Raw genomic sequence first — 25,123 nt, forward strand, 5'->3', positions numbered from 1 at the left:
CACATGCGAGCCATGGTGTATCGCGGGCCGTACCGGATCCGGGTCGAGGAGAAAGACATCCCGGCCATCGAACACCCGAATGACGCGATCGTGCGGGTGAGCCTGGGCGCCATCTGCGGATCGGATCTGCACCTCTATCACGGCATGATGCCCGACACCCGAATCGGCATGACGTTCGGGCACGAGTTCATCGGCGTGGTGCACGAGGTCGGGCCCTCGGTGCGCAACCTCCAGCCCGGAGACCGGGTGATGGTGCCGTTCAACGTCTACTGCGGCTCGTGCTTCTTCTGCGCGCGCGGGCTCTACTCCAACTGCCACAACGTCAATCCCAACGCCACCGCGGTCGGGGGCATCTATGGCTACTCCCACACCTGCGGCGGCTATGACGGCGGCCAGTCCGAGTTCGTCCGGGTGCCCTTCGCCGATGTCGGGCCCAGCATCATCCCCGACTGGATGGATGACGAGGATGCGGTGCTGCTGACCGACGCCCTGCCGACCGGCTACTTCGGAGCCCAGCTCGGCGACATCGTCGAGGGCGACGTGGTCGTGGTGTTCGGCGCGGGCCCGGTGGGCCTGTTCGCGGCCAAGTCGGCGTGGCTGATGGGCGCCGGCCGGGTGATCGTCATCGACCACCTGCAGTACCGGCTGGACAAGGCGCAGAGCTTCGCCCACGCCGAGACCTACAACTTCACCGAGTACGACGACATCGTGGTGGAGATGAAGAAGGCGACCGACCACCTCGGCGCGGACGTCGTCATCGACGCGGTGGGCGCGGAGGCCGACGGCAACTTCCTGCAGCACGTGGCGGCCGCGAAGTTGAAGTTGCAGGGCGGCTCGCCGGTCGCGCTGAACTGGGCGATCGACTCGGTGCGCAAGGGCGGCACCGTTTCGGTGGTGGGCGCCTACGGCCCGATCTTCAGCGCGGTGAAGTTCGGGGACGCCGTGAACAAGGGCCTGACGCTGCGGATGAACCAGTGCCCGGTGAAGCGGCAGTGGCCCCGGCTGTTCGAGCACATCCGCAACGGCTACCTCAAGCCCAGCGACATCGTCACCCATCGCATCCCGCTGGAGCACATCGCCGAGGGCTACCACATCTTCTCCGCCAAGCTCGATGACTGCATCAAGCCGCTCGTCGTTCCGAACGCCGCGTAGGGAGCAATCATGGTCTACACACCGGACAAGCCGTCGCTGCCGGTCTACACGCCGGACAAGCCATCGCTGCCGGTTCCGATCGACGAGCTGCGGGCCACCATTCCCGGCTGGGGAGCCGACCTGGACCCCCACGACCGCCCCTCGGTGCCGCGGGAACGCTTCGAGCCCACCGGCGCGCACTGGGACTTTCCCGAGCGCCAGCCTGAGAAGTGGCCCCGGGAGCGCTCGATCGAGCACGCCTTTCTCACCCCGGTCTTCGGCACCTCCTGCCCGCCCACCGGGCTGTCCGGAGCGATCCGCAAGTACGCCTACCGCCGTTACAGCGAAGCGCGAGCCGCCCACTGGCTGCTCCTGATCGCCGCTGACCGGGTGAACTCCGTGGAGGCCAACCTGGCCTCGATGGTGAGCCGCCGGCCGGACAACCCGGTGACCGAGACCGGCGTCCTGAGCGAGTTCTCCCATCACGGGCTGTCCTCCCGGCTGGGCAAGAAGCGCACCGACGTCAAGCACCAGTGGCTGGACCCGATCATCGTCGGCGCTCCGTGGGCGCTGCGCGGCGTGCTCGGCTACCGGCTGGTCAGGGCCTCGGTGCGGCGCGTGCGGCGCTCGCGCGGCTAGCCCCATCCGGCGTCCCCGCGCCAGCGGCGCTCGGTGGGAAGCCAGCGGCGCTCGGTGGGAGGAAGCCAGCGGCGCTCGGTGGGAGGAAGCCAGCCGGCGCTCGGTGGAGAATGCCGGCATGACCAAGCTTGTCCTGGCCCACACCGGCCAGCTCGACCCGGCCGTCCTGAGCGCGGCCCACCAGTTGCTCGACCAGGTCTTCGACGGGGAGTTGACCGAGCAGGACTGGGAGCACTGCCTCGGCGGAGTGCATGCCCTGGTGTGGGAAGGCGATGAGCTGGTCGGGCACGCCGCCCTGATCCAACGACGGCTGCTGCACAACGGCCGAGCATTGCGCACCGGCTACCTCGAAGGCGTGGGGGTGCGCGCGACGGCCCGGCGGCGCGGGCACGGCGCGACGATGATGGCGGCGTTGGAGCAACTGGCGCGCAACGCCTACGAGCTGGGAGCCCTGGGAGCCACCGAGGAGGCGGTGCCGTTCTACACCGGCCGCGGGTGGCGTCGCTGGCAAGGACCCACCTCGGCGCTCACCCTGACCGGCGTCGTGCGGACCGAGGAGGAGGACGGCTGGATCTACGTCCTGCCGATGTCGGCCGAGCTGGACTGGCGAGGCGAGCTGGTCTGCGATTGGCGTGACGGCGACACCTGGTGAGACGGGCGAGCGAGATCACTCCGCGCGCGGCTGACCGGGTGACCGGCTGACCGGGTGCAACGTTTTCCGGGCCCGACGTCATCTAGGGGGTATGTCGGCACGCCCAGCTGCCGGCACGCCACCTGGAGGACCGACATGCTCACCGTCGCACGCACCGCAGTCCCGGTCGCCGTCGCAGGCTTGCTGCTCACCGCGTGCGGCGGCAGCAAGGACCGCCCAGCCCCTGTCGACACGGCGCCGATCGGGGGGACCGCGGTCGGCGCCCAGGAACCGATGGTCGGCGCCCCGGAGCCGATGGGCGGAGGAACGTCCATGGGAAGCGGGACGTCGATGGGGGGTGGGTCGATGGGGACAGGGAAACCGATGGGCCCGACAACCATTGACGCGGCGGCGGCGGTGAGCGTGTCGAGCCAGATGAGAGGAGCGCTTCCCATGGCAGCAGCCGCGCCGGTCAGCACGCCCGCGACGTTGGACGGCCACACCATCACGACTCGTGGCGTGGGCAGGGCCAGCGGCACCCCCGACACGCTCACGATCATGATCGGCGTCTCGACGCAGGCGTCCAGCGCCAAGGCAGCCCTGGATTCCAACAACGCCAAGAGCAACGCGCTGCTGAACCTGTTGCGATCAAGCGGCGTCGCCGCCAAGGACCTGCAGACCCGCCAGCTGAACATCCACCCGACCTACAGCGACAAGGCAACCATCACCGGATACCAGGTCGACAACATGGTGCAGGCGACGACGCGCGACATCGCCGGCGCCGGCGCGCTCATCGACGCGGCCGCCCGCGCCGTCGGAAACGCCGTGCGGGTCCAGCAGATCTCGTTCTCGGTCGGTGACGACAGCGCCCTGCGCGCCCAGGCCCGAGCCCGGGCGGTCGAGCAGGCCAAGGCCCAGGCCGCCGAGCTTGCCAAGGCGGCCGGCGTCAGCCTGGGCCGGATCCGGTCCCTCACCGAACTGATGGATCCAGGTCACTCGATCAGCTATGACATGCGCTCAGCTGCCGGGGCGGCGGAGTCGGTGCCGTTACAAGCCGGCCAGTTGGAGCTGATCGTCTCGGTCGACCTCGTCTACGACATCAGTTGAGCATCGACTGCCCTGCCGCCGGTGCGACATTCCGGCCAGCTGGCGGGCAGCTACCTGGCTGGCGGCATCGAGCAGAGCGGTGACGTCCTCGGCTCGGCGCTGAGGTTGATCGTTCCACGCGGTGAGGTCGCGGACCCGGGCCAGCCGGGTCACCGGAGACGGCCAGAAGCCGATCGGCTCGGCGCTGCCGCCGGACCACGCCTGCCAGGTCAGGTTCAGGGCGCGGTGAACCCGTTCGGTGCGGGCGGCCGGCAGGCCACCCGCGGCATGCACCACCGCGCCGACCAGGCAGGCGGCGGTGGGTTGCCGGCCGGTGATCCGGTGCAGGTCGTGCGCACCGACGAAACGCTCGCGGCCCTGCTCGTCCCGGTAGGCGAACCAGGCCCGCTGGACCCAGCCGGCAGCCACCACCCTGGCGGCGTCGGTGACCAGCGCCCGGGCCGAATGCAGCTCGACCAACAGCTCGTTGGCCCGCTCGCGCCGCAGCAGCCGGCTGCGTTCGGCCAGCCGGCGTGGAAAGCCGAGCACGGTGGGTGCGGCATCGCTCGACAGTGATGTGGACGCGTCGATGGACATGACGACCTCCTCCCCTCCAGGGTGCAGCGCCCTACCCAGGACGCAACGCCCTACCCAGGACGCAACGCCCTACCCAGGATGCAACGCCCGCCCGACGGTTCACAGTGGATCGGCTCGCTCTGACCTTCCGACCGGTCGAGTTGGCCCCGGTGGGCTCGTTGCCCCATGATCAGCAGGATGGACACCGATTCGCAGTGGGTCACCAGCATGCCCGAGGTGTATGACACCTGCCTCGGGCCGGCGCTGTTCGCGCCGTACGCCCAGCACGTCGCCGCGGCGGCCGCGCGGCTGGCTCCCCGGCGAGTGCTCGAACTCGCCGCCGGCACCGGCATCCTGACGGCCGAACTCCTGCGCACTCTGCCCGACGCCGAGATCACCGCCACCGACCTCAATCCCGCGATGGTGTCCTGGGCCGCCGGCCGGGTCCCCGGCCCGACCTGGCTGCAGGCCGACGCGCAACGACTCGAGCTGCCCGAGGGCTCCTTCGACCTGGTGGTCTGCCAGTTCGGCGTGATGTTCTTTCCGGACAAGCCGGCCGCCTTCGCCGAAGCGGCGCGGGTCCTGGAACCGGGCGCGCCGTTGCTGTTCACCGTGTGGGACGCGGTGGAGACCTCGGACTTCCCGGCGGCGATGGTCGACGGCCTCACCGCGATGCTGGGAGACGGCTCACCGGACTTCGTCGTCCGGGTGCCGCACGGCTACCACGATCCGGAGCGGATCACCGCGGACCTGCAGGCCGGTGGGCTGGTGGTCGAGGGCATCGAGCGGGTCGTGCTGCGCGGCAGCTCCACCGTTGAGGAGCTCGCCAGAGGATTCTGCCTGGGGACGCCGCTGCGCTTTGCCTTGCAGGAACGCGGCTCGCTGGAGGGCCTTACCCGCTCGCTGCGGGAGGAGATGACCGCCAGGCTGGGCGCAGGGCCGGTGGACGGCGACCTGGCGGCGTTCGTGGTGAGCGCCCGCAAGCCGTCCTAGCCGCCGGCAGTCCCGCTCAGGACAGCCGGCGTCCGGAGGCGACGTAGTGCCGCTGCACCGAGGTGAGGGCGAGCACCCGGTTGTAGACGGCCACCTCGTCCAGGGTGCCGGCGAGGAACCTGCTGGTCGGTGCCAGCGGCCAACCGGTGAGGTTGTCACCGCCCATCCGCCAGTAGCCGTAGTACTGCGCGTTGGTGGCCTGGGTGTTCTGGGCGATCTTGCGGCCGTCGACGTAGAGGGTCATGCCCAGCGGTCCCTGGGTGCCGACGACGTGGTGCCACGCCCCGTTGTTGTAGCGGCCCGGGGTGGTCAGGGTGATGGCCCGGCCGGCGTGGACGCCGAACACCAGCCGCCCGTCATTGGCCAGGTAGAGGTGCTTGTCGTACTGCCGGCTGGGCACCGGGTTGCCGTAGAGGTCCAGGCCGCCCTGCTGGTTGCCGAAGCCGAAGATGCGGCCGCCCTTGACGCTGGTGGTCTTGAACCAGGCCTCGATCGAGAAGGTGCCCGGCGAGTTCTGGCCGCGGGTGGCGGAGATGTAGCCGGTGGTGCCGTTCAGCGTGACGGCGGTGTTTCCGGCGATCGCGCCGGCGGCGTTGTAGCTGAGGCCGCCGCCGCCGAGGGTGAGGCCGCCCGGGTTCTTGGTGTTGGAGCTGTCCGCGGTGAGCGGGCTGCCCGCGTCACCGAGGCGCCAGAACAGCACCGGGCTGTCCGGGTCGACCGCGGCCGGGTAGCCCGTGGCCGTCCTGATCACCGTGATGGTCCGGCTGGGCAGCGACCTGGGACCGACGCGAGGGCCGGAGGTCTCCTTGACGTCGGCCGTGTAGCTGTGGCTGGTGCCGACGGGCAGCGCGTCGTCGCTGAAGGTCAGCACGGGGCGCTTCCAGAACAGCGAGTTCACCGCCGCAGTGGCGATCGGCGTGCTGCCGCCGTCCCGGAAGAGCCGGACGGTCAAGTGGGTGTCATCGGTGTCCAGCGAGGTCTGGACGTAGATCGAGACCTTGCCGCCGGCCCGGGCGACCGCGGTGGGCGGGGCCGGGCGCGACGGGCTGGCCAGATCACCGGTGGCCGGGTCGAACCGGGCGAAACCCTGCTGGGGCAGGCCGTTGACGGTGGTGAACTCACCGCCGACGAACAGCTGGCTGCCGTCGGTGGCCATCACCCGCGGGCCCAGGCCGGCGTTGTTCGGACCGCCGTCGGTGTTGGGGTACCAGGTGCCCAGCAGCCCGTTCGTGGTCGAGCGTGACAGCAGGTGCCGTGACAGCCCCTTGAGTGAGCCCAGCTCGGGAAAGGCGTTCGGGTCGGCGGGCCGATCACCGCTGCAGTCGTGGGTGTGCGAACCGGTGTAGAGGATGCCGCCGATCGGCTGCACCGCCTGGGTCGCGCCCAGGCACTTGCTCTGCCAGCGCAGCGTGCCATCGTTATTGGCGGCGAACGTTCCGTCGAAGCAGCCCAGGCCCGAGCCCTCGACGCCGAAGTACGCGCCGCTGCTGTCGGTCTTGACGGATTTGGCCTCGACGATGCAGGAGGCGGTCCGGGGCGGGATCACCGAACCGGCCGGAAACGGCAGGATCGTGCCGGTGGCGCTGTCGAGGACCGCCGCGGCGTGAGAGTCCGGGTCGCCGTTCACGCTCTGGAAGGCGCCGGCCAGGTAGAGCTTGGTGCCACCCGACGACAGCGCGAGCTGGTAGACCACGTTGTCCGCAGCGGCTGTGAAGGTCGGCAGCACCGCGCCGGTGCCCGGGTTCAGCGCGGCCAGCCGCTGCTTGGCGGCGCCGCCGGCCGAGGTGAACGAGCCGGAGACGTAGACCGCCGAATGGGAGGCGGCGATGCTGGTCACCCGGGCGTTGGCGCCGGGGTTCCAGGAGGTCAGGACGCCGGCCGGGACAGCGGTGGTCGGGACGGTGATGGCCGCGAGCCGGTTGCGGGCGACGCCGTTGACGGTGCTGAAGTCACCGCCGACATAGAGGGTCTTGCCGTCGGCGCTGGACTGCAGGGAGTGCACCGGAGCGTTGACGTCGTAATTGAACGAGGTGACCAGCCGACCGGTGGCGACCTCGAACGCGGCGAGGTGGTTGCGAGCTATCTCACCCGAGCCGATGGGCCGCCCGGGCAGCCGGACGCTGGTGAATCTGCCACCGATGTAGACATTTTCCCCCACCACCGCGATGGCCGTCACCTGCCCGTTGGTCTGCCAGGTCGGCGCGACATTGGACGGCAACGGCCCCTCGATCGCGGCGGCCGGAGCGGCGCCCTGCACGAGCGAGAGGCCGGAGGCCACCAGAATGGTCGTGGCGATGCTCGCGATGAGGCGCTTAGCGCGCATTGTTCCCCCGTGTTGATAGGCACTTCACGGTAACCGCTGACCGCTCAACGCCCAAGCGGCAGTGCGGATGGGGGTCAGCGCCTGCTGGCTGCCCAGTTGTTAGATCCTTGCTAATAAGTTAACCCGCGCTGGCGGGTTAAGCAAGGCGCTACCGCGGCTGGCGGCCGGCGGGGGCGTCAGCCGCCCGGTCGCCATGGGCAGCCATCGAGCGCTGCTCCCGCCGCAGCAGCAGCGGGCCGGCCGGCGCCAGCGTGATGCCGGCCCGGGGTTTCGGGTCCCCGGCCACCACGCTGAGCCGGCTGCCGGCGAACGCCTCCAGCACGGTGTCCAGGACCAGCCTGGCGTAGGCGCTGCCCAGGCAGGTCCGCTCACCGGCCGCGAACGGCAGGAAACCCCACGCCGGCAGCGGATCGAGGAATCGTTGTGGCCGGAACAGCAGCGGCTCCGGCCACAACCGCGGATCGCGATGGGTCAGGTAGGGGCTGTAGAGCACCAGGGCGCCCCGCGGGATCGAGATGCCTTCGAACGCCGTGTCCCGGGCGGCCCGGCGACTGCCCAGCCACCCCGCCGGGTAGAGCCGCAACACCTCGTTGACCGCCAGCGGCCGCTGCTCGGCGGCGAGCAGTTCCGGCTGGCGGCCGACGTGGTAGAGCAACCAGGCCATGGTGTGCGCGGTGGTGTCATAGCCCGCGCTGAGGGCGACCCGCACCTCCTCCAGCCCGCCCGGAAGGTCGCGGAACGCGGTGGCCAGGCAACCCTCCGGCGCTTCGGGCAGCGCCCGCTCCAGGGCACGGTTCATTCGCCGGAACAGGGCGGGCCGGCGCAGCAACGGCCCGGGCAGCGGGCTGTCCAGCGGTCGCAGGAAGGCGTCCAGCGTCCGGTCCGGCAGCGCGCCGCCGAAGAACGTGGCAGCAAGGATCTCGCGGGTGACCGAGGCAGACCAGGCCACCGCGTCGAACTCACCACTGGGCAGGGTGCGGTCGAGCACCGCGCGGATACGCGGGCGAAGGGCCGAGATCGGTCGCCGGGCGAAGGGCGGGTTCAGCTCGGCGCGGCGTTGCCGGTGCCGCGGCGCCTCCGTCTGCACGATGCCCGCCGCCAGGTGCGGTGACAACCCGCTCATGCTGCCCCTGCTGCGAAAAAGATCCAGGTCACCGAGCACGAACCGGTTCCAGTCCGGTGAGTAGCCCACGATGGTGCTTCGCCACAGCCGCAGGCTGAACACCGGGCCCAGCGCCGCGCCCTCCTCCAGCAGCGGCAGCGGTTGCCGGCCCCACCGGCCGAGGTGGCCGACCACCGGTTGAGATCGAGGCGCGGGGGCTGTCACGGGTAGCTGCGGCCCTTCCAGCTCTGCTGCCTGCGCATCGCCTGGATGGCCACCGGAAGGAACGCGATCGGGCTCAGCGGGGTGAGGCCCGCCTGCCAGGCAGCCCTGGGATGGCACTTCAGCCCGACCAGCAGCCGCTCGGCAAGCCCCAACCCGAACGGCAACAGCCAGCGCCGGCGCTGGCTCGCCGCGACCAGTGGCAGCGTGTAGGCGGCCAGGTGCCAGCCGGCGGCCGCGACCAGCCGCCACCGCGATCCCCCGGTCACCGCGAGCAATCCCTTGCCCAGCCCGGCGACGACCTGGCGGTAACTGGTGTACATCCGGGTCTGCACCAGGTCACCGCCCAGGGCGAGCCCGAGCCGCAGACCCGCTCGCCGGGTCCGCCTGGCCAGCGCGACGTCCTCCACGATCTCCGAGCGCACCGAGGAGAACCCGGCAAGCTGGTCCAGGGCCGGGCGGCGAAACACCAGCAACGCCCCGTTGGCGGTGGCGGCTGCCGGCACGTCCACCGACAGCAGCCTGAAAGGAAGGAAGCACAGCAGCACATCCTCGATCAGGGGCGTCAGCAGCGCCTCACCGAGGCTGCCGGTGAGCTGGCGGGGAAAGACCGAGAAGACGTCGGCCCGCTGCTCGGCCATCGCCCGCAGCACCGCCTCGATCGCGCCGGGAGCCAGCAGCACGTCGGCGTCGCAGTAGACCAGCAGCTCGCCGGACGCTTCGGCGGCCAGCTGCTCGCAGGCCCAGGTCTTGCCCACCCAACCCGGCGGCGGCGGCGTTCCGCTGACCAGCCGGGCGTGCGCCGACCCGGCCATGATCGACCGGGCCAGCGCGGCCGAGCCGTCACCGGACTGGTCATCCAGCACGATCAGCTCGGTGACCCCCGACTGGTTCAGCAACGCCGGCAGGAACCGCATCAGGGTGACCGCCTCGTCGCGCATCGGCACCAGCAGCGACACCGTGCCGTGCGGTGACCCGGGGTCGTGCGGTGACCCGAGCTGCCCGCTTGCCGAACGCCCTTTGCCCAGCACCGGAAACCACGCCAGGTTCATCGCCAGCGTCGTGAGCTTGACCAGCAGGAAACCCAGAACTGCCCGGAACAGGACGCTCACCGCCGGCCTACCCTCGATGACCAGCGATCGATCCGCTCGTCCCAGCTGGACCGCCCGGACACCACGCATCGGAACCCGGGCGGCGGCTCGCGTGGATCGGTGACGGCCAGCGTGGCGTCCAGGCCGGCCAGCTGCCCGGCCAGAGCGGCGGCCAGCCGGTCCGGCGGGCAGGGCGCTCCGATGTCGATCAGGCCTTCGGGGTACTGGTGGCCACGGGCGGCTACCCGCACCGCGACCGGCAGCAGCGTCGCCGGGGCCCGCCGCGCCAGCCACGCCGCGCCGGGCGCCAGCTCACCGAGCGGACCGGCCGGTCTCAGCTCGCCTTCGGGAAAGATCACCAGCACCCGGCCGTCGCGCAGGCTGGTCAACGCCTGCCGGGGGCGGTCGGTCGGGATAACGCCGATCGAGGTCAAGAAGCGGTAGTCGGACAGGTTGGCGCCTTCCATCAGCAGCGCCGCGGCCCGCCGCTGCCGGCGCAACACCGCGGCCGCCAGAAAGCCGTCCCACCAGCTGTGGTGATTCGCCGCCCAGACGCAACCACCAGGCGGCAGCTGCCCGCGCGTCCAGATCCCACGCAGGCCGCGCCGCACCAGCCGCTCGAAGCCGGCTCCCAGCGCTCGGGCCGGCAAGGGCGCCCGTTGCTGGATCATCGCGGCCGGCCCGCCGGGTCGGCGCTCGTCCGCGCGATGCAGGGCATGGCAGCTCCCGGGGCGGCTGAACCCGGGTCTGAAGCCACGCTGTGGCTGGTTTCACGGCCTCGGGTGGTGGCGCGGCTGCTCTTGAACCTAGAGTGACTCTAACATTGACTGGACGCAGCGGGACAACAGCTCCTGGCGGCTGCGCGGGGGAAGCCGAGAGGGGCGCCTCATGCTCCGGACATCGCGGGTGGTGCCCGGCCGTACCGATGACGTGGTGATCATCGGAGCCGGCCTGGGCGGCCTGTCGGCCGCGCTCCGGTTGGCCGGCGCCGGTCGCCGGGTGACCGTCGTCGAGCAGGCGGCCGAACCCGGCGGCCGGGCCGGCGTGCTGCGCCAGGACGGTTACCAGTTCGACACCGGCCCGACGGTGCTGACGATGCCCGAGCTCATCGATGACGCCCTGGCCTGCGTCGGGGAGCGCCTGACCGACCGGCTCGAGCTGCTGCCGCTGAGCCCGGCCTACCGGGCCAACTTCGCCGACGGCTCCAGGATCGACGTGCACACCGACCTGGAGATGATGGCGGCCGAGATCGCCGAGGTGGCCTCACCCCGGGACGCGGCCGGCTACCGGGAGCTGGTGCGGTTCCTGAACGAGCTGTACCGGCTGGAGCAGCGCAACTTCATCGACCGCAATCTCGATTCGCCGTTGCAGCTGCTGGGCAGCGCCGGAATCAAGCTGCTGGCCCTGGGCGGCCTGCGGCGGCTGGCGCCCAAGGTCGGGCAATACCTGCAGGACGACCGGTTGCGGCGGATCTTCTCCTTCCAGGCGATGTATGCCGGGCTGGCGCCGCAGGACGCGCTGGCGATCTACGCCGTGATCGCCTACATGGACACGGTCGCCGGTGTGTACTTTCCCCGCGGCGGCATGCACGCCGTCTCCCGGGCGCTGGCCGACGCGGCCGCCGAGCACGGAGTCACCTTTCGCTACGGGACGAAAGCCGAGCGAATCGAGGTCTCGGGCAACCGGGCCCGCGCGGTGCTCACCTGCGACGGCGACCGGATCCCCGCCGATGCCGTGGTCGTTAACGCCGACCTGCCGACTGCCTACGAGCAGCTGCTGCCTGCCCGGTCGCGCCCGCGCCGGCTGGCGCGCCTGCGGTACTCGCCGTCGTGCGTGCTGGTGCACGCCGGCTCGACGGCTCACTACCCCGACCTGGCACACCACTCCATCTTCTTCGGCCAGGCCTGGCGCACGACGTTCTCCGAGATCATCGACCAGGGCCGGCTGATGAGTGATCCGTCGTTCCTGGTGAGCAATCCCAGCCGGACCGACCCGTCGATGGCGCCGCCGGGACGGGCCAGCTACTACGTCCTGTTCCCCTCCCCCAACACCCGGGCGGCAATCGACTGGCCGGTCATCGGCCCGCGCTACCGGGACGAGATCATGGCCACGCTGGACCGGCGCGGCCTGCCCGGCTTCGAGCAGAGCGTCGAGGTCGAGGTGGTCGTGACCCCTCAGGACTGGCAGGACCAGGGACTGGCCGCCGGTGCCCCGTTCGCGGCGGCTCACACCTTCTTCCAGTCCGGGCCGTTCCGGTTTCCGACCCTGGACCGGCAGGTCGAGAACCTGGTGTTCTGCGGCTCCAACACCCAGCCGGGAGTGGGAGTTCCGATGGTGTTGCTGTCGGGCCGGCTCGCGGCGGCCCGCATCACCGGCGGTTAGCGGCTGATGACCCTGACAGCGAGCGCCCTGACAGCAGGGGCGACCGGCCGAGGACCCGAGAGGTGGATGTGAGCGAGCAACTGGGACTGCGAGAGCAGCACAAGCGGCGAACCCGGGACGCCATCGGGGCGGCCGCGATGTCGCTGTTCTTCCAGCACGGCTATGACGCGGTGACGGTCGCCGATGTCGCGCGGCAGGCCGGCGTCTCGGTCGCCACGGTGTTCAACTACTTCGACACCAAAGAGGACTTGTTCTTCGACGAGGTGGAGCCGCTGCAAGCCGCGCTGGTCGATGCCGTGCGACGCTGCCCACCCGGGGACTCGGTGCTTCTCGCGCTGCGCCACCAGGTCTTCTACCAGCTGACGGCCGGGCGCACCGACGCCGACGCCGACGAGGTCGCTCGCTTCCACGCGGCCGTCGTCGAGAGCCCTGACCTGCAGCGCCGCGAGCAGCACATCCAGCTCGAACGCCGGCAGGTTCTCACCCGCGCCCTCGCTGAGGCACTGGGCACCGACACCCCTGCTTTGACAGTCGAGCTGGCTGCCGCCCAGTACCTGGCGGCCGAGGCGGTGGTCGGCGCGCAGTTGCGGGCCCGGCTGCTCGATGGGCAGCCGCTGGGCCAGGCGCGGGTGCAGCTGCAGCCCCTGATCGACGAAGTTTTCAGCACCCTGCGCACCGGGCTCGGCCCTCTGGTCAAGACGGAAGCAGCGCGATGACAGGCAATCGCTACAAGGAGAATCAGGTGTCACCGACCCGGGTCGCCACCGCCGCGGTCGATGGGTCCGCAGGCCCAGCCACTCGCTGGCGCGGCAGCACACCCGGTGGCCCGGGCCAGCTCAACCCGGCGTCCCAGCCCGGCGCGGGGGCCCGGCGCGAGCTGCGGGCAGCCGGAATCCACGATCGGGCGGCGCAAGCCGGTTACGTCCAGGCACGGGCGCTCAACGCCCAACACGGCAGGACCTACTTCCTGGCGACCCGGCTGCTGCCAGCGGCCAAAAGGCCTTATGTGCACGCGCTCTACGGCTTCGCCCGCTACGCCGATGACATCGTCGACGACCTCGACCCGCGGCTGAGCACCGCTGAGCGAGCGCGCAGGTTCGACGCCTGGGCCCGGACCTTCGTCGCGGATCTGGAGCGGGGCGTCTCGGCCCACCCGATCTGTCAGGCGGTGCTCGACACCGTCGACCGCTGGCAGATACCGCCGGAGCACCTGGTCGACTTCTTGCACTCGATGCGGATGGATCTGACGGTCACCGAGTACCAGCACTTCGATGACCTGGCCAAGTACATGTGGGGCTCGGCTGCCGTGATCGGCCTGCAAATGCTGCCGATCCTGGGCCGTGAGGACGAGCGGGTGGACTGGAGCAGGCTGGGCCGGCACGCGGCCGACCTCGGGCTGGCCTTCCAGCTGACCAACTTCCTGCGTGATGTCGGCGAGGACCTCGACCGTGGCCGGATCTACCTGCCGCAGGAGTCCCTCGAGCGGTTCGGGGTCGACCGCGCGGCGCTGCTGCGGGCCCGGGCTACCGGATCGGCCAGCGAGCCGATCCGGCAGCTCATCGCTTTCGAACTCGAACGGGCGCGCGGACTGTACCGCTCGGCCTGGCCCGGCATCGACCTCGTCGAACGCAGTTCCAGGGACTGCCTGCGGACCGCCTGGACGCTGTACGGCGCCATCCTCGACCAGATCGAGAAGCTCGATCACGACGTGTTCAGCTGCCGGGCGTCGGTCAGCCTGCCGCGTCGGGTGAAGGTGGCCGGCGGCGGGTTGCTGCGGGCAATGTGGGCCCGCACGATCAGCTAATCGACGTCCACCCCGGCTGGGCAGGCGATAGGGTGTGGGCTGTGATCATCGGCATCGACCATATCGGGCTCGCGACCGAAGACCCAGCTGGCGTCGCGGCATTCTTGACCGCGCTGGGCATGGGCATGGACGATCAGGGGGTAGCCGCCGAGTACGGGGTGGCGTGCGAATTCTGGTCCTATCCGGCGGCCGGTGGCCAGCCCGCCATCGAGCTCGTGACGCCGGTGCGCGAGGACTCCGCGCTCAGCGATCACTTCTCGCGCCGCTCTCCCTCGCTCTACCACGTCGCGTTCGAGGTCGATGACCTGGACGGCGAGCTGTCCCGGCTGCGGGGCAGCGGCCTGGTGCCGGTGGACGCGGCGCCGTGCGCCGGCGCCCGGCCTGGGATGCGGGTGGCGTTCATGTACGTTCCCAAGCCGGCCGCCCTGCTGATCGAACTCGTGCAGTACGGCGTCATCACTGCCGATTCAGCCGCCGATTCAGCCTCTGGTAGCTAGCCGCTGACCGCCAGCTGGCTCTCGCGAGCCCGGATCACCCGCGTGAGGTCGTCGGTGAAGTCAGCGACCCGGCGGCGCAGCGGCAGCGAGATGTCCGAGCGCTCCATCAGCCCGGTGGCGAACTCGACGGTGTCAGGCGTCGCCGCGTATCTCGGGTACAAGAAGCGGATCAGCTCGGAGAGCACCAGGTCGCCGCGCAGCTTGGCGGTCTCTGGCATCTCGGCGAAGAACCGCTGCACGTAGGGCTCGGTCAACTCCAGCTGCTCGGGCTGCCAGAACCCTTCTGCCAGCGCCCAGATCTGGTAACTGGACAGCGTGGTGTCGCTGGTCATGGCCTGCCAGGCGGCGCTCTTGGCGGCCGGGTCGGGCCGGGCCGCCCGCGCCTTGGCCACGAACACCTCGCCTGCCGTGCTCGGATCCCTTTCGAAGGCCGCTTGGATCTGCGCCTCGTCCAGCTCGCCCAGCACCGCCAGCCGGTACTCGATCCGCCAGCAGGTGTCGGGATCCAGCACGATGCCGTCGGGCACCGCCACCCCGTCGAGGAACCCGCGCAGCTCGGCGACGTCGCTGCTGAAGTCGATCAGGTTGCGGAACAGCGACATCTGCCGCTCGTCGCCGGCCTCGGTGCGTGCCAGCCGCTGCCGGATGCTGTCGGCGATCCGGTCCATCCAGTGCGGCCGCTCGGCGGGCGCGAGGAACCGGTCGGCGACGTCGAAGCGGGCCTGCTCCAGCACTTCGGTGATGATCGACAGCTCGGACTCCACTGCCACCATCTGAGTGACCAGCTCCAGGTGGTCCGCCGCCGGGAACACCGCGTCCTGCACTGCCAGCAGCAACTGGCACCACACCATCGCGCGGTTCAGCGGTGACAGCGTGGGCAGCACCCGCGGCAGCGCCGCCAGCGAGCTCTCGTCGAACCTGATCTTGGCGTAGGTCAGATCACCGTCGTTGAGCAGGACGAACTCCGGGGCCGGTTGGCCGATCAGTGCCAGCAGCTCGGTGCGCTCACCATCGATGTCGACCCTGATCGCGGTGCTACGGCCACCGCCGTACAGGCCCACGTGCAGCGTGTGCGGCCGCAGCACGGGATGGGAGTCCGGAGCGGTCTGCACGATCGCCGCGGCGGAGATGACGTCGCCGCTCACCTCGATCTCGGGATAGAGCGTGTTGACGTTGGACTCCTTGAACCACCGATCGAACCAGCCGGTCATGTCCTCGCCGGTCGCGTCGCTGAGCGCGGCGAGGAAGTCGGCGTAGGTGGCGGTGCCGAAGGCGTGCCGGTCGAAGTAGGTGCGCAGGCCGGCCCGCAACGCCTCGGTGCCCACCCGGGCAGCGAGTTGGCGGATGGCCGAATGTCCCTTGAAGTAAGAGATCCGGTCCATCTCCAGCAGCACGGTCTGCACGTCCGGACCGTCGAGGCTGATCGGATGGGTCGAGCCACGCTGGTCGGCGACGTAGGCCTGGCCCTTGCGCCGGGCGGCGAACGTCGTCGGCGGGCCGGGGAACCGGGTCACCTCGCTGGGGACCCGGTGCGCCATGTAGTCGGCGAAGGCCTGGCCGAGCCAGAGGTCATCCCACCAGGCGTTGGTCACCAGTGCGGCCATCCACTGCAGCGAGATCCCGTGCGCCAGCACGACAGCCCGGGTCTCGCGTTCACTCGCGGTGCCCGGCGTGCGGAACAGGTACAGCTCGCGCAACAGGACGCAGGCCGGATGGTCCAGGGACAGCAGGCTGAACTCCGGCACGAAGACGTGGTCGAGCTTGCCGAACGGGTAGCGCACCCCGAACAGCCGCTCGTACTCGTCCAGGCACTGCCCGGTGACCTCGAACATCTCGTCCAGGTCGACGCTGAGGAACTCGGCCAGTGACGCTCGGCAGTGAAAGCCCAGCCGGATTCCGTCGTGGTCGTGGTAGACCGACTCGTACGGCCCGGCCACCAGGGTGGTGAGGTAGGTGGCTTGCGGCGGGGTGGGGCCCAGTTCCCAGCGGCCCGGCTCGATCTGGGTCGCCTCGCTGTTGCCCAGCACCTGCCAGTTCCGCGGCACAGTCAGCGTGAACGTGTACGGGGCCTTGAGGTCGGGTTGATCGAAGCAGGCGAACACCCGGGGCGCGTTGTCGATGTAGACGAAGGCGTAGAGGTAGACCTGGTCATCGGCCGGGTCGACGTAGCGGTGCAGACCTTCGCATTCCTTGGAGTACCGCATGTCGGCGACCACCACGAGGCGGTTCTCGGCGGCCAGCCCGCTGAGCGGCAGCCGGCCCTCCCGCAGGGCCGTGACGTCGACCGGGGTGTCATTGAGCAGCACCGAGTGCAGTGTCTCGGGCTGGACGTCGAGGAAGGCGCTCGAGCCGGGCCGGGCGTCAAAGGAGATGGTGGTGCTCGATCGGAACGTGTCGGCTCCGGTGGTGAGGTCCAGGTCGATGAGGTAGGAGCCGACCGTCAGGACGGCGCCGCGTTCGGCAGCCTCGGTGCGGGTCAGGCTGGGCATGACGTGATCTCCATGGCTTGATCTCCTCGATATCGCGGTTGGTGAAGCTTCGTCACCGGCTGGCCGGCCCCATCACACCGGCCCGGCGGTGCCGGGTGTCCGCCCGCGCAGGACACCCGGTTCACCGCCTCACACCAATCCGGTGAACCGGCTTTGCAGGTAGGCCGCCTTGGCCTCTTCGTCGCGGGCTGAATTCAGGTAGTCGGTCCAGGCCTGTCGTTCGTGCACCACCGCGCCCAGTTCCCAGACGCAGATCACCTCGAGATGGGTTCCCTGAGGCACCAGGCTGAACCCACCGCCGGTCTTGACGTCCTGGGCGTAGAGCGTCTCCCACATCTCGTTCTGATTGCGCCAGGTGAGCACGATCAGGAAGTAGAAGGACTCGCCGCAGAGGTGAAAGATGACGAAACCCAGATCGCCATCGAGCTTCAAATTGCCGGAGTCGCTTTCGCTCCGCAGGAACTCGCGCGCCTCCGCGCGGACCTCGGCGGGAATCACCGCGTCCTCCGCGCGAACGTCGTACCACTTGAGGTAGCCGTCGGGCAGTACGACGTCCTCGCCTGGAACGGCAAGCTTGGCGATGTGCTTGTAGTCGCTCGGGATGTTTCCGAACCTGGACAGGTCGGGCAGTTGTGTAGTCATCGGAGGATGGTATTCCAGGCCCGTTCGGCGACCGCGCGTTATACGGGTTCGCCGACCAGCGATGGGGCCAGCGCATGGGTCGCCGGGATCACCGCCGTCCGGTAGTCGGCGATCATCGCCGTCACGGGGGCGTCGTAGTTCTCCTCCCACTCGGTGGTGGCATAGATGGCCTGGGACTTCTCGACCCGATCCTCTTCCGAGCGGAACGCGCGGAGCAGGAAGTATCCGTCCTCGTCGTTGAGCATCGGCCCGAAGTCCAGGACGTTGATGCCGTAGCGCCGCATCATCGGGATGGTTCCGTCCCGGCTGATCCGGTCGAATTCCGACCGGGTGCCCGGCTGCAGCTTGAACAGTCGCATTTCCAGCAACCAGCTCTCGGCTTCGGTCACGTGGAGCCTCCTCGGGTGGTGATGAGCACGGCAGGAGCGCCGCGCGGATTGTCTGCCGGTTGACGCGAGCCGACCGCTCTCGGGTCCGGCGTCACCGGTCGGTTTTCGGCATTCAGCTCTGGGAGTCCTTGACGAGGTTGGTGCTGGGCACGTCGGCCACCGGCGGCACGTGGGGGCTGTCCTCGGCCTCGACATCGGCCTCGACCTCGGGCGCGCCCTTGGACGGGGTGTGCACGGCGTAGACCCCGAGCACCGTCGCCACCACCGACACGATCCCCAGCAGCAGCCACACCTGGCGGCCGAAGGCGGTGAACAGCACGCCACCCATCACCGGGCCGATCGCCGATCCCAGGCCGAACATGAACTGGAAGCTGCCGATGTAGCGGCCCTTCAGGTGCGCCGGGCCGGCCATCGCCGGGAAGGCGAACACCGCCGGCGCGCCGATCACCTCACCCAGCGTCCAGATCAACGTCCCCAGGATGATCACCGCCGGTCCCAGCGGCAGCCCGTAGCTGATGACGCCCAGCCCGACCAGCCCGAAGGCCAACCCCACCAGGATCTTGAACGGCCAGTGCTGGGAGATCTTGGTCAGCGGCAGTTCGAAGGCGATCACGACCAGGCCGTTGAGCGCCACCGCGGCGGTGTACCAGAAGATCGGCACCCCTTCGGCCTTGACGTCCAGCGGAAGGGTTGACAGGTACTGCACGTAGATCGCGGCGTTGAGGAACGTGGCGATCAGGAACAGGGTGTAACGGCGGTCGCGCAGCACCGACAGGTAGCTGCCGACCGGGGCCGCCTTCACCCCGGCGCCGGGTTCGGCGCTGGTTCGCTCGCGGCGCGGCAGCGTCACCATCGCCAGGGCGCCGTAGGCCACCGCCACCAGCGCCTCACCCCAGAACAGCAGGGTGTAGTGCTCGTTGTCGAGGTGGTAGAGGGCGAATCCGAGCAGCGGCGCCGCGGTGCTGCCGAGGTTCAACCCGAAGCGGTACATCGCGAAGATCATGACCTGGCGGCTCTCGGGGGTCAGCTCCGAGAGCAGGGTGGCCGAGGCGGGCTTGAAGATCTGGCTGACCAGCCCCACCACGGTCACCGCTACCAGCAGCATGCCGTAGTTGGGCACGTACAGCAGGGACGCGACCAGCACGGCGGAGCTGAACATGCTGATCACGGTGGCGTTGCGGGCGCCGAGCCGGTCGGCGAGCATCCCGCCGATCAGCAGCCCGAGCACCCCGCCGGCGCCGTAGGCGCCGAGGGCGAAGGTGGCCTCTGCCACCGAATGCCCTTCCGAGACCATGAACAGGACCAGGAAGATGTTGAGGAACGCGCCGAGCCGGTTGACGAATACCCCGCCGAAGATCGCCTTGACCGCGGTCGGGGATTCGTTGAAGGTCCGCCAGACGCCGGCGCTTTCCGCCCGTGCTGCCTTAGTCGACATTCCTGCTCACACTTCTTCTAGGGAGGGGTCCGGCACGGTGCTTGCCTGCACCGTGCCGCTGATGACGAGCGCGGCCTCGGCAGCGTCCAGTGCCGTGGCGCAGAGGGCGGCGGACTCCCCGACCGCGATGGCGAGGGCGATCCTGCCCCAGGCCGTTCCCTTCGGAGGCGGCGAGACAACCGCGCCGGGTTGGGCCACCGCGACCACCTCGTACACCTCATCGGGCAGCGACGCCGTCTCGAAGCTGACCGAGGAGATCTCGGTGTTCTCCTCCGCGACATAGAAGAACCGGATCGCCGCGGCCCTGTCCTGGGTGGCCGTCAGCTCCGGCGGCAGCCCGCAGGCCACCCGCGCGGCCGCCAGCCCCGGGTCGATGCCGGTCGCCAGCAGCCCGAGGTAGGGAATCAGGTCCCCGCCGAGCCGGCCGTTGACCTCGATGACCTGCGGTCCGCTGCTGGTCAGCATGAACTCGGTGTGCGTCCAGCCGTCGGAGAAGCCCAGCGCCGTATGGGTGTGTTGGAGAGCTGCCAGCAGAGCCGGATTGGTGAGCAACGGATCCGAGGCGCTGACGTAATGCCCGACCTCTTCGGCGTAGGGCGGGTAGCCCAATACCTTGCGGCCGATGAACAGCGGGGTGACCCGGCCGTCGCGCACCACCGCGTCGATGCTGATCTCCTCGCCGATCACGCACTCCTCGACCAGGACCGCTCGTTCAGGCAGTTCCACCGGCTCGGGGGCGCGGGTGTCGCGGGTGAAGCCGAACATCCGCCGCAGGTCCTGGGCGTTCTCGACCCGGACGACGCCGAGGCTGGCCCCCAGGCCGCGTGGCTTGAGGATCGCCGGATAGCCGACCCGCGCCGCCGCGGCCAGCGCCTCGCTGAGGTCCTTCACGGGCACCGATCGCGGTTGGCTGACCCCCGCCGCATCCAGCGCGATCCGGGTCTGGCCCTTGTCCCGCAGCCGGGCGATCACCTCGGGGTCGCCGTTGCGCAGCCCCAGCGCCTGGGCCACCTGAGCGGTGGCATGGATGCGCGCCTCGTCCCAGCAGAGCACCCCGTCGATCGGCTCCTGCTCGTTCAGCAGGCGGGCAGCCGCCGCCATCGCCGGGCCGTCGGCGGTGCTGGGCAGCACCGACCAGCCGGTGAGGAACTCCTTCTCCCAGCTCGGCTCGGCAGTGTGGAACAGGTGAATCCGGAACTCGGAGCCGATCGAGCGGAGCAGGTACTGCCGGTAGGGCCGTATTCCGGTCGAGATCAGCAGCAGCAGTGGGCGCCGCCGCGGTGGGAGATCGGTCATCGTCGTTTCCTCCTAGCAGGCCGGGCCGAGCCGAGGACGGGTGAGCGGTGCGAGCGCCGGCGGCGTGCCATCTCAGGCCTCGTCCTCGACGTAGTACCAGTTCTCGGGGGCGATGTTCGCGAACGGGTTGATCGGTTCGGCGCCACGCAGGTTGTGGGCTACCTCCAGCAGCCGGATCGGGAAGTTCGGCGTGAAGATCACCGGCACCTGCTCGGCGATGTAGTCCTGGTACTCGTACAGCACATCGAGGTCATCACTGGTGACGGTCCGCTGGATCAGCTCATCGGCGCGAGGGTCGGTGTAGTGGCCGAAGTTGCCGCCGGCGTCGGTCTTGAACACGATCTCTCCGGTCGGGTGGTGATACACCCAGCCGCCGTTCCAGCAGCACATCTCCCACAGGCACGGGGTGTCCTCGCTCGGCACGCACGGGGCGTCCTCGGCCACCAGGATCGAGCCGTAGACCTCCTGCAGCCGAAGCTCGATGCCGGCTTCGGCGGCGGCCCGCTTGAACCGTGTCATCAGCTCGGTGAGCGCCGGGCGGCCCTCGACGTAACGCAGCAGGATGCTCAGCTTGGTTCCGGCCGGGATCCCCTCGCCGGCCTGGCCGGGGCCGGTACCGGGATTGACGCAGACCGCCGGTGTGCGGCTGGTGTCCCAGCCGTTGTCCTCCAGCAGTCGCTTGGCCCGCGCGACGTCGAAGGGCAGCGGCCACGCGACGCCGCGCTGGCCGGGCGAAACCAGGTCGGTCGCCGGGATCATCGGCACCGGCCCGTTCTGCCGGTAGGCATAGCCCTGGTAGATCTCGCTGACCGCGGTGTCCTGGTCCAGGCTGCTCTGCAGCGCCTGGCGGAGGTAGGTCTGGGCCATGAGCTTGCCCGCGACCGTCGGGTTGTTGAAGTTCAGGCTGATGTAGCGGATGCAGTACACCACCTGCGGCACCAGCTTGTGGCTCTGGGCCAGCGGGTTGTCCCCGCCCCGGGTGGGGTCATCGGTGGAGCCGTCGGCGAAGCTCAACGGCAGGTAACCCACCTGCACGCGGCCGGACTTCAGCATCTCGAACTGCTCCTCGTCGGAGAAGGTCGGCAGCTGGCGGAACTCGTCCAGGTGGGGCTTGTTCGGACCTGAGTAGTGCTCGTTGGGCACGAACGTGACGATGCCTTCCTGGGTGTAGCTCTTCAGCCGCCACGGACCGCTGACGGTGCTCCAGATCGGGCTTTCGGCCCACTGGGTGCGGTGCGCGTTGTCCTCCTCGACGGCGTTGCCCTGCTGTTGCATCAGGTACTCGTAGACGGCCTCGACGTCAGCGAGGTCGCCGCTGGCGTTGGCCGGTCCGGCAGCCGTCCGGTCCCAGGACTTGGGCAGCGGCGTGATGGTGCTGAACTGGTTCATCAGCATCCAGCGCTTGGAGTAGGCCTTGTCGAAGGTGAAATAGACCTTGTCCTCGGCGACCTTGCCGTAGTCGACGCAGTTGTCGGGGAAGTAGCCCGGCACGTACTCGCCGTACCGGGCGCCCTTGACCTTCATCAGGTTGACCCAGAACAGCACGTTGTCAGCGCACAGGGTCTCACCGTTGGACCACTTCCACGGCTTGACGGTGATGGTCGCAGTCAGGCCGTCCTCGCTCCACTGCGGTTCCTCGCCGATGCTGAGGTCATAGTCGACCTCGGGTTTGCCGGTGTTGCCGAAGTAGTACAGCGTGCGGTACATCAGCGCCTGGAACTCGATGACGTTGCGGGTGCCCATCCGCTCCGGCGGGGTGAACGGAAAGATGACCGCCGGCGGAAATCCCGGGGCGCATGCCCAGGTGACGACGCCGCCCTTCTTCGGTCGGCCCTCGGCCTTGGCCAGGTCGGTCAACTGCGCGGTCATACTTCCTCCCGGTTTCTCGAATGCTCTTGCTGTGCGCCGTTGGCCGGGATCTCCTCGATCGAGGACACCCCGTGGCTGGCGCCGGCGCCGTAGCGCTCCCACTCCTCGCGCAACCGGATCCGGCCGTCGGCGAGCAGCGTCGGAGTGCTGTGACAGCGCCCGGACACGATCTCGCCGCCCTCGAAGACCATGCTGTAGGCGAAATCGAGCGTGCCGTCGGGCGCGCAGTTGCCGGCCAGCGCTCCGCGCCGTACCCGGCCGCCGGAGAACTCGCCCCACAGCAGGTCACCGTCCTGGCGGTACACCGCGACCCGGCTGCCCTCACCGGGCACCCCGTCGGACGGCGAGAACCGCCGCCCGTCGTAATTGAGCGTCAACGTGCTCACCGGGCCGGCAGCTCGCGCAGTTCCAGCGTGCAGCACTTGGCGCTGCCACCGGACTTGAGCAGTTCGGACAGGTCGACTCCGATCGGCACGAAGCCGCGGGACCACAGCTCGTCGATGAGATTGCTGGCTTGCGAGGCCAGCAGCACGTGCCGGCCGTCGGACACCGCGTTCAGTCCGAAGACCTCGGCGTCGGAGTCGGTGGCCAGGATCGCGTCGGGGTACAGCTCCCGCAGAACAGCCTGGCTGGCAGCCGAGAACGCCTTCGGGTAGTACATGATCTCGTCGTAGTCCAGCACGGCCAGCGCGGTGTCCAGGTGGTAGAACCGCGGGTCGACCAGGGTCAGGCTCTGCACCGGGCGGCCGAAGAATCGCTCGGCCTCGTCATGGGAAAGCGGATCGGTGCGAAATCCGGTGCCCGCCAGGATCCGGGAGCCGGTGACCAGGTAGTCGCCCTCGCCCTCGTTGATGTGCTCGGCCTCGTGCACCTGGTAGCCACGCTCGCGGAACCAGTTGATGTAGGCATCGGCCTCATCGACCCGTTGCGGGTAGCGAAACCGCGCCGACAGCACCTTGCCGTCGACCACGGTGGCGCCGTTGGCGGCGAACACCATGTCGGGCAGGCCGGGAACCGGGTGGATCTGCTCCACCTGGTGGCCCAGGCCCAGGAACAGGTTGATCAGGCGCTCCCACTGCACCACTGCCAGCCGGCCATCGGTCGGCTTCTCGGGCTCCATCCAGGGGTTGATCGAGTAACAGACGTCGAAGTGCACCGGCGGGCACATCAGGTACCGCCTGGGCCGGGCCGTGCGCGCCGGTCGCTGGGCACGCGCCGGCGTGCTGGTCGTCAGTGTCACGCGTGCTCCAAAAGCTCGGAATGTGAGGCCACCGGTGTCCTGAAGGTGACCTGGATCTTGGACGCGAAGTCGTTCATGGTGTTGAACGCCTCCTCGAAGGAATCTCCCTTGGCGCCGAGGAATCCGATGATGGTGTTGCCGTCCGGTGGCCGCTTGATCTTGTCGCCGGGCTTGGCGGTGATCTTGAGCAGGAACACCTTGTCGGAGTTCTTGACCTCGTCCGGCACGATGACCTCGTCGACGTAGCCGGCTTCGCTGATCAGGCACATCGCGGTGATGTGCGTCCCGGTCGGCTGGAAGTGCCGGACCTTCGGCTTGCGGCCGAGGCCGATGTCCACGGTCGCCTCGATCGGATCGTGGTCGGCGGTCAGCTGGGCGATCGTCTCCAGGCCGCCGCCGCCCACCCGGGCCGCGATCTCGAGCAGGTGCGGCTCGCCGTTGTGAAAGCGCACCTCGGCATGCATTATGCTGCGCCGCAGGCCTTGCGCGTGCGCGGCGACGGTGACCGCGCGGTGGACCTTGGCCAGGTCCTCGGCCCCCAGCGTGGTGGGCGCGTGGTGCACGTCGTCGTCGAAGTTGTCGCCCTCCTGGGTGATCCGGTCGACCACCGAACCGAGGTAGACCTCGTCATCCCATGCCACGCCCTCGATCAGGTACTCCTTGCCGTTGAGGAAGGACTCCACCAGCAGGCCGTTCGGGCCGAGGTCCATGCCGTCGGCGTCAGCGAGCAGGTCGCCCAGGTGCGCGATGCCCTCCTGCGCCTGGGTGAACCGCTCGGTCATCTCCTGCGCGCTGTGCACCTTGAACACGTAGTAGCTGGCCGCGCCCAGGGTCGGCTTGAGGATCACCGGGTAGCCGAACTCCTCGGCGGCGGCCAGCGCCTCCGGCAGCTCGGCGACGTAGCGGTAGGACGGGATCGGGGCGCCCCCGCGCTCGTAGGCCTGGCGCATCAGGTACTTGTTGCGGCTCTGCACCGCCGCCTGCGCGTCGATGCCGGGCAGGCCGAGCGCCTCGGCGACGGCGGCGACCGCCGTCACTGCGAACTCGGCATAGGTGATCACACCGTCGAAGTGCTCTTCGGCGTGCCAGCGGCGGGCCTCGGCGATGATGTCGCCGATGTCCTTGCTGCCCACCAGCCGGTAGCGGTCCTCCGGCCAGAAGTCGGTGGTGCCGATGCCGTTGAGCACGTAGACGACGTGACCGTAGGTCTCGGCCCGCTGGTAGCGGGCCTGGTAGTAGTGCATGTACTGCTGCGGTTCAATCGCGAGCAACTTCATGGCGGACTC

23 protein-coding genes are annotated in these 25,123 nt (G+C 69.5%); 9 read left to right on the plus strand and 14 right to left on the minus strand.

All coding sequences use genetic code 11. From position 1 onward, the window contains the following. Positions 1-3: 3 nt before the first annotated feature. From VF557_00230 to VF557_00245, 4 genes are all read left to right on the plus strand, one after another. Complete coding sequence (locus VF557_00230; GenBank protein HEX8078612.1) at positions 4-1,152, plus strand: zinc-dependent alcohol dehydrogenase; 1,149 nt, start codon at positions 4-6, stop codon at positions 1,150-1,152. Positions 1,153-1,161: 9 nt separating this feature from the next. Further along, positions 1,162-1,770, plus strand: coding sequence for a hypothetical protein (locus VF557_00235; protein ID HEX8078613.1), 609 nt, complete (start codon positions 1,162-1,164; stop codon positions 1,768-1,770). 118 nt (positions 1,771-1,888) lie between these two features. Beyond that, positions 1,889-2,422: a GNAT family N-acetyltransferase gene (locus tag VF557_00240; protein ID HEX8078614.1), complete on the plus strand. Its 534-nt coding sequence runs from the start codon at positions 1,889-1,891 to the stop codon at positions 2,420-2,422. A gap of 432 nt (positions 2,423-2,854) precedes the next feature. Continuing rightward, a complete protein-coding gene (locus VF557_00245; protein HEX8078615.1) occupies positions 2,855-3,508 on the plus strand; it encodes an SIMPL domain-containing protein in 654 nt (217 codons plus the stop codon). On the opposite strand, the gene VF557_00250 is transcribed toward VF557_00245, so the two are convergent. Then, positions 3,449-4,084 carry a hypothetical protein gene (locus VF557_00250; GenBank protein ID HEX8078616.1) on the minus strand — a complete coding sequence of 212 codons (636 nt, stop codon included), beginning with the start codon at positions 4,082-4,084 and terminating at the stop codon, positions 3,449-3,451. The genes VF557_00245 and VF557_00250 overlap by 60 nt on opposite strands. Positions 4,085-4,261: 177 nt before the next feature. On the opposite strand from VF557_00250, the gene VF557_00255 reads away from it, so the two are divergent. Further along, positions 4,262-5,056, plus strand: coding sequence for a class I SAM-dependent methyltransferase (locus VF557_00255; GenBank protein HEX8078617.1), 795 nt, complete (start codon positions 4,262-4,264; stop codon positions 5,054-5,056). Between the two features lie 16 nt (positions 5,057-5,072). Here the strand turns inward: VF557_00255 and VF557_00260 are convergent, their stop codons facing one another. From VF557_00260 to VF557_00275, 4 genes are all read right to left on the minus strand, one after another. Then, positions 5,073-7,379: a LamG domain-containing protein gene (locus tag VF557_00260; GenBank protein ID HEX8078618.1), complete on the minus strand. Its 2,307-nt coding sequence runs from the start codon at positions 7,377-7,379 to the stop codon at positions 5,073-5,075. Positions 7,380-7,527: 148 nt separating this feature from the next. Beyond that, the gene (locus VF557_00265; protein ID HEX8078619.1) at positions 7,528-8,706 is read right to left on the minus strand and encodes a cytochrome P450; all 1,179 of its coding nucleotides are present in this window, start codon (positions 8,704-8,706) and stop codon (positions 7,528-7,530) included. Then, positions 8,703-9,815, minus strand: a complete 1,113-nt coding sequence (locus tag VF557_00270) for a glycosyltransferase family 2 protein (protein ID HEX8078620.1) — start codon at positions 9,813-9,815, stop codon at positions 8,703-8,705. The genes VF557_00265 and VF557_00270 overlap by 4 nt, the downstream gene beginning before the upstream one ends. Continuing rightward, a complete protein-coding gene (locus VF557_00275; protein HEX8078621.1) occupies positions 9,812-10,465 on the minus strand; it encodes a lysophospholipid acyltransferase family protein in 654 nt (217 codons plus the stop codon). The genes VF557_00270 and VF557_00275 overlap by 4 nt, the downstream gene beginning before the upstream one ends. A 217-nt stretch (positions 10,466-10,682) precedes the next feature. On the opposite strand from VF557_00275, the gene crtI reads away from it, so the two are divergent. The 4 genes from crtI (at position 10,683) to VF557_00295 (ending at position 14,477) form a co-directional block, all read left to right on the plus strand. Beyond that, positions 10,683-12,176, plus strand: a complete 1,494-nt coding sequence (gene crtI / locus VF557_00280) for a phytoene desaturase family protein (GenBank protein ID HEX8078622.1) — start codon at positions 10,683-10,685, stop codon at positions 12,174-12,176. Between the two features lie 68 nt (positions 12,177-12,244). Continuing rightward, positions 12,245-12,892 (plus strand): helix-turn-helix domain-containing protein, encoded by a 648-nt coding sequence (locus VF557_00285; GenBank protein HEX8078623.1) that lies wholly within the window; start codon positions 12,245-12,247, stop codon positions 12,890-12,892. After that, positions 12,889-13,980 carry a phytoene/squalene synthase family protein gene (locus VF557_00290; GenBank protein HEX8078624.1) on the plus strand — a complete coding sequence of 364 codons (1,092 nt, stop codon included), beginning with the start codon at positions 12,889-12,891 and terminating at the stop codon, positions 13,978-13,980. The genes VF557_00285 and VF557_00290 overlap by 4 nt, the downstream gene beginning before the upstream one ends. Before the next feature lie 41 nt (positions 13,981-14,021). Next, positions 14,022-14,477, plus strand: a complete 456-nt coding sequence (locus VF557_00295) for a VOC family protein (GenBank protein ID HEX8078625.1) — start codon at positions 14,022-14,024, stop codon at positions 14,475-14,477. Here VF557_00295 and pepN read toward each other — a convergent pair. The 9 genes from pepN to VF557_00340 all read right to left on the minus strand — a co-directional run bounded on the left by pepN (position 14,474) and on the right by VF557_00340 (position 25,114). Then, positions 14,474-16,966: an aminopeptidase N gene (gene pepN, locus VF557_00300; GenBank protein HEX8078626.1), complete on the minus strand. Its 2,493-nt coding sequence runs from the start codon at positions 16,964-16,966 to the stop codon at positions 14,474-14,476. The genes VF557_00295 and pepN overlap by 4 nt on opposite strands. 129 nt (positions 16,967-17,095) lie before the next feature. After that, entirely contained in the window at positions 17,096-17,608 is a 513-nt protein-coding gene (locus tag VF557_00305; protein HEX8078627.1) for a hypothetical protein, read from the minus strand. A 38-nt stretch (positions 17,609-17,646) separates the two neighbouring features. Continuing rightward, on the minus strand, positions 17,647-17,997 hold the full coding sequence (locus VF557_00310) for a hypothetical protein (GenBank protein HEX8078628.1): 351 nt from the start codon (positions 17,995-17,997) through the stop codon (positions 17,647-17,649). A gap of 112 nt (positions 17,998-18,109) precedes the next feature. After that, positions 18,110-19,432, minus strand: coding sequence for an MFS transporter (locus VF557_00315; GenBank protein HEX8078629.1), 1,323 nt, complete (start codon positions 19,430-19,432; stop codon positions 18,110-18,112). Between the two features lie 6 nt (positions 19,433-19,438). Then, positions 19,439-20,728, minus strand: coding sequence for an ATP-grasp domain-containing protein (locus tag VF557_00320; GenBank protein ID HEX8078630.1), 1,290 nt, complete (start codon positions 20,726-20,728; stop codon positions 19,439-19,441). Positions 20,729-20,800: 72 nt separating this feature from the next. Further along, entirely contained in the window at positions 20,801-22,597 is a 1,797-nt protein-coding gene (locus VF557_00325) for an ABC transporter substrate-binding protein (protein HEX8078631.1), read from the minus strand. Further along, positions 22,594-22,983 (minus strand): hypothetical protein, encoded by a 390-nt coding sequence (locus VF557_00330; protein ID HEX8078632.1) that lies wholly within the window; start codon positions 22,981-22,983, stop codon positions 22,594-22,596. Before VF557_00330 ends, VF557_00325 begins: the two co-directional genes overlap by 4 nt. Continuing rightward, positions 22,980-23,837: an arginine deiminase-related protein gene (locus VF557_00335; protein ID HEX8078633.1), complete on the minus strand. Its 858-nt coding sequence runs from the start codon at positions 23,835-23,837 to the stop codon at positions 22,980-22,982. Before VF557_00335 ends, VF557_00330 begins: the two co-directional genes overlap by 4 nt. Next, complete coding sequence (locus VF557_00340; GenBank protein ID HEX8078634.1) at positions 23,834-25,114, minus strand: ATP-grasp domain-containing protein; 1,281 nt, start codon at positions 25,112-25,114, stop codon at positions 23,834-23,836. The genes VF557_00335 and VF557_00340 overlap by 4 nt, the downstream gene beginning before the upstream one ends. Between the last annotated feature and the right edge of the window lie 9 nt (positions 25,115-25,123).

The sequence above is a fragment of the Jatrophihabitans sp. genome, from assembly GCA_036389035.1.
In the GTDB taxonomy this organism is placed as follows: domain Bacteria; phylum Actinomycetota; class Actinomycetes; order Mycobacteriales; family Jatrophihabitantaceae; genus Jatrophihabitans_A.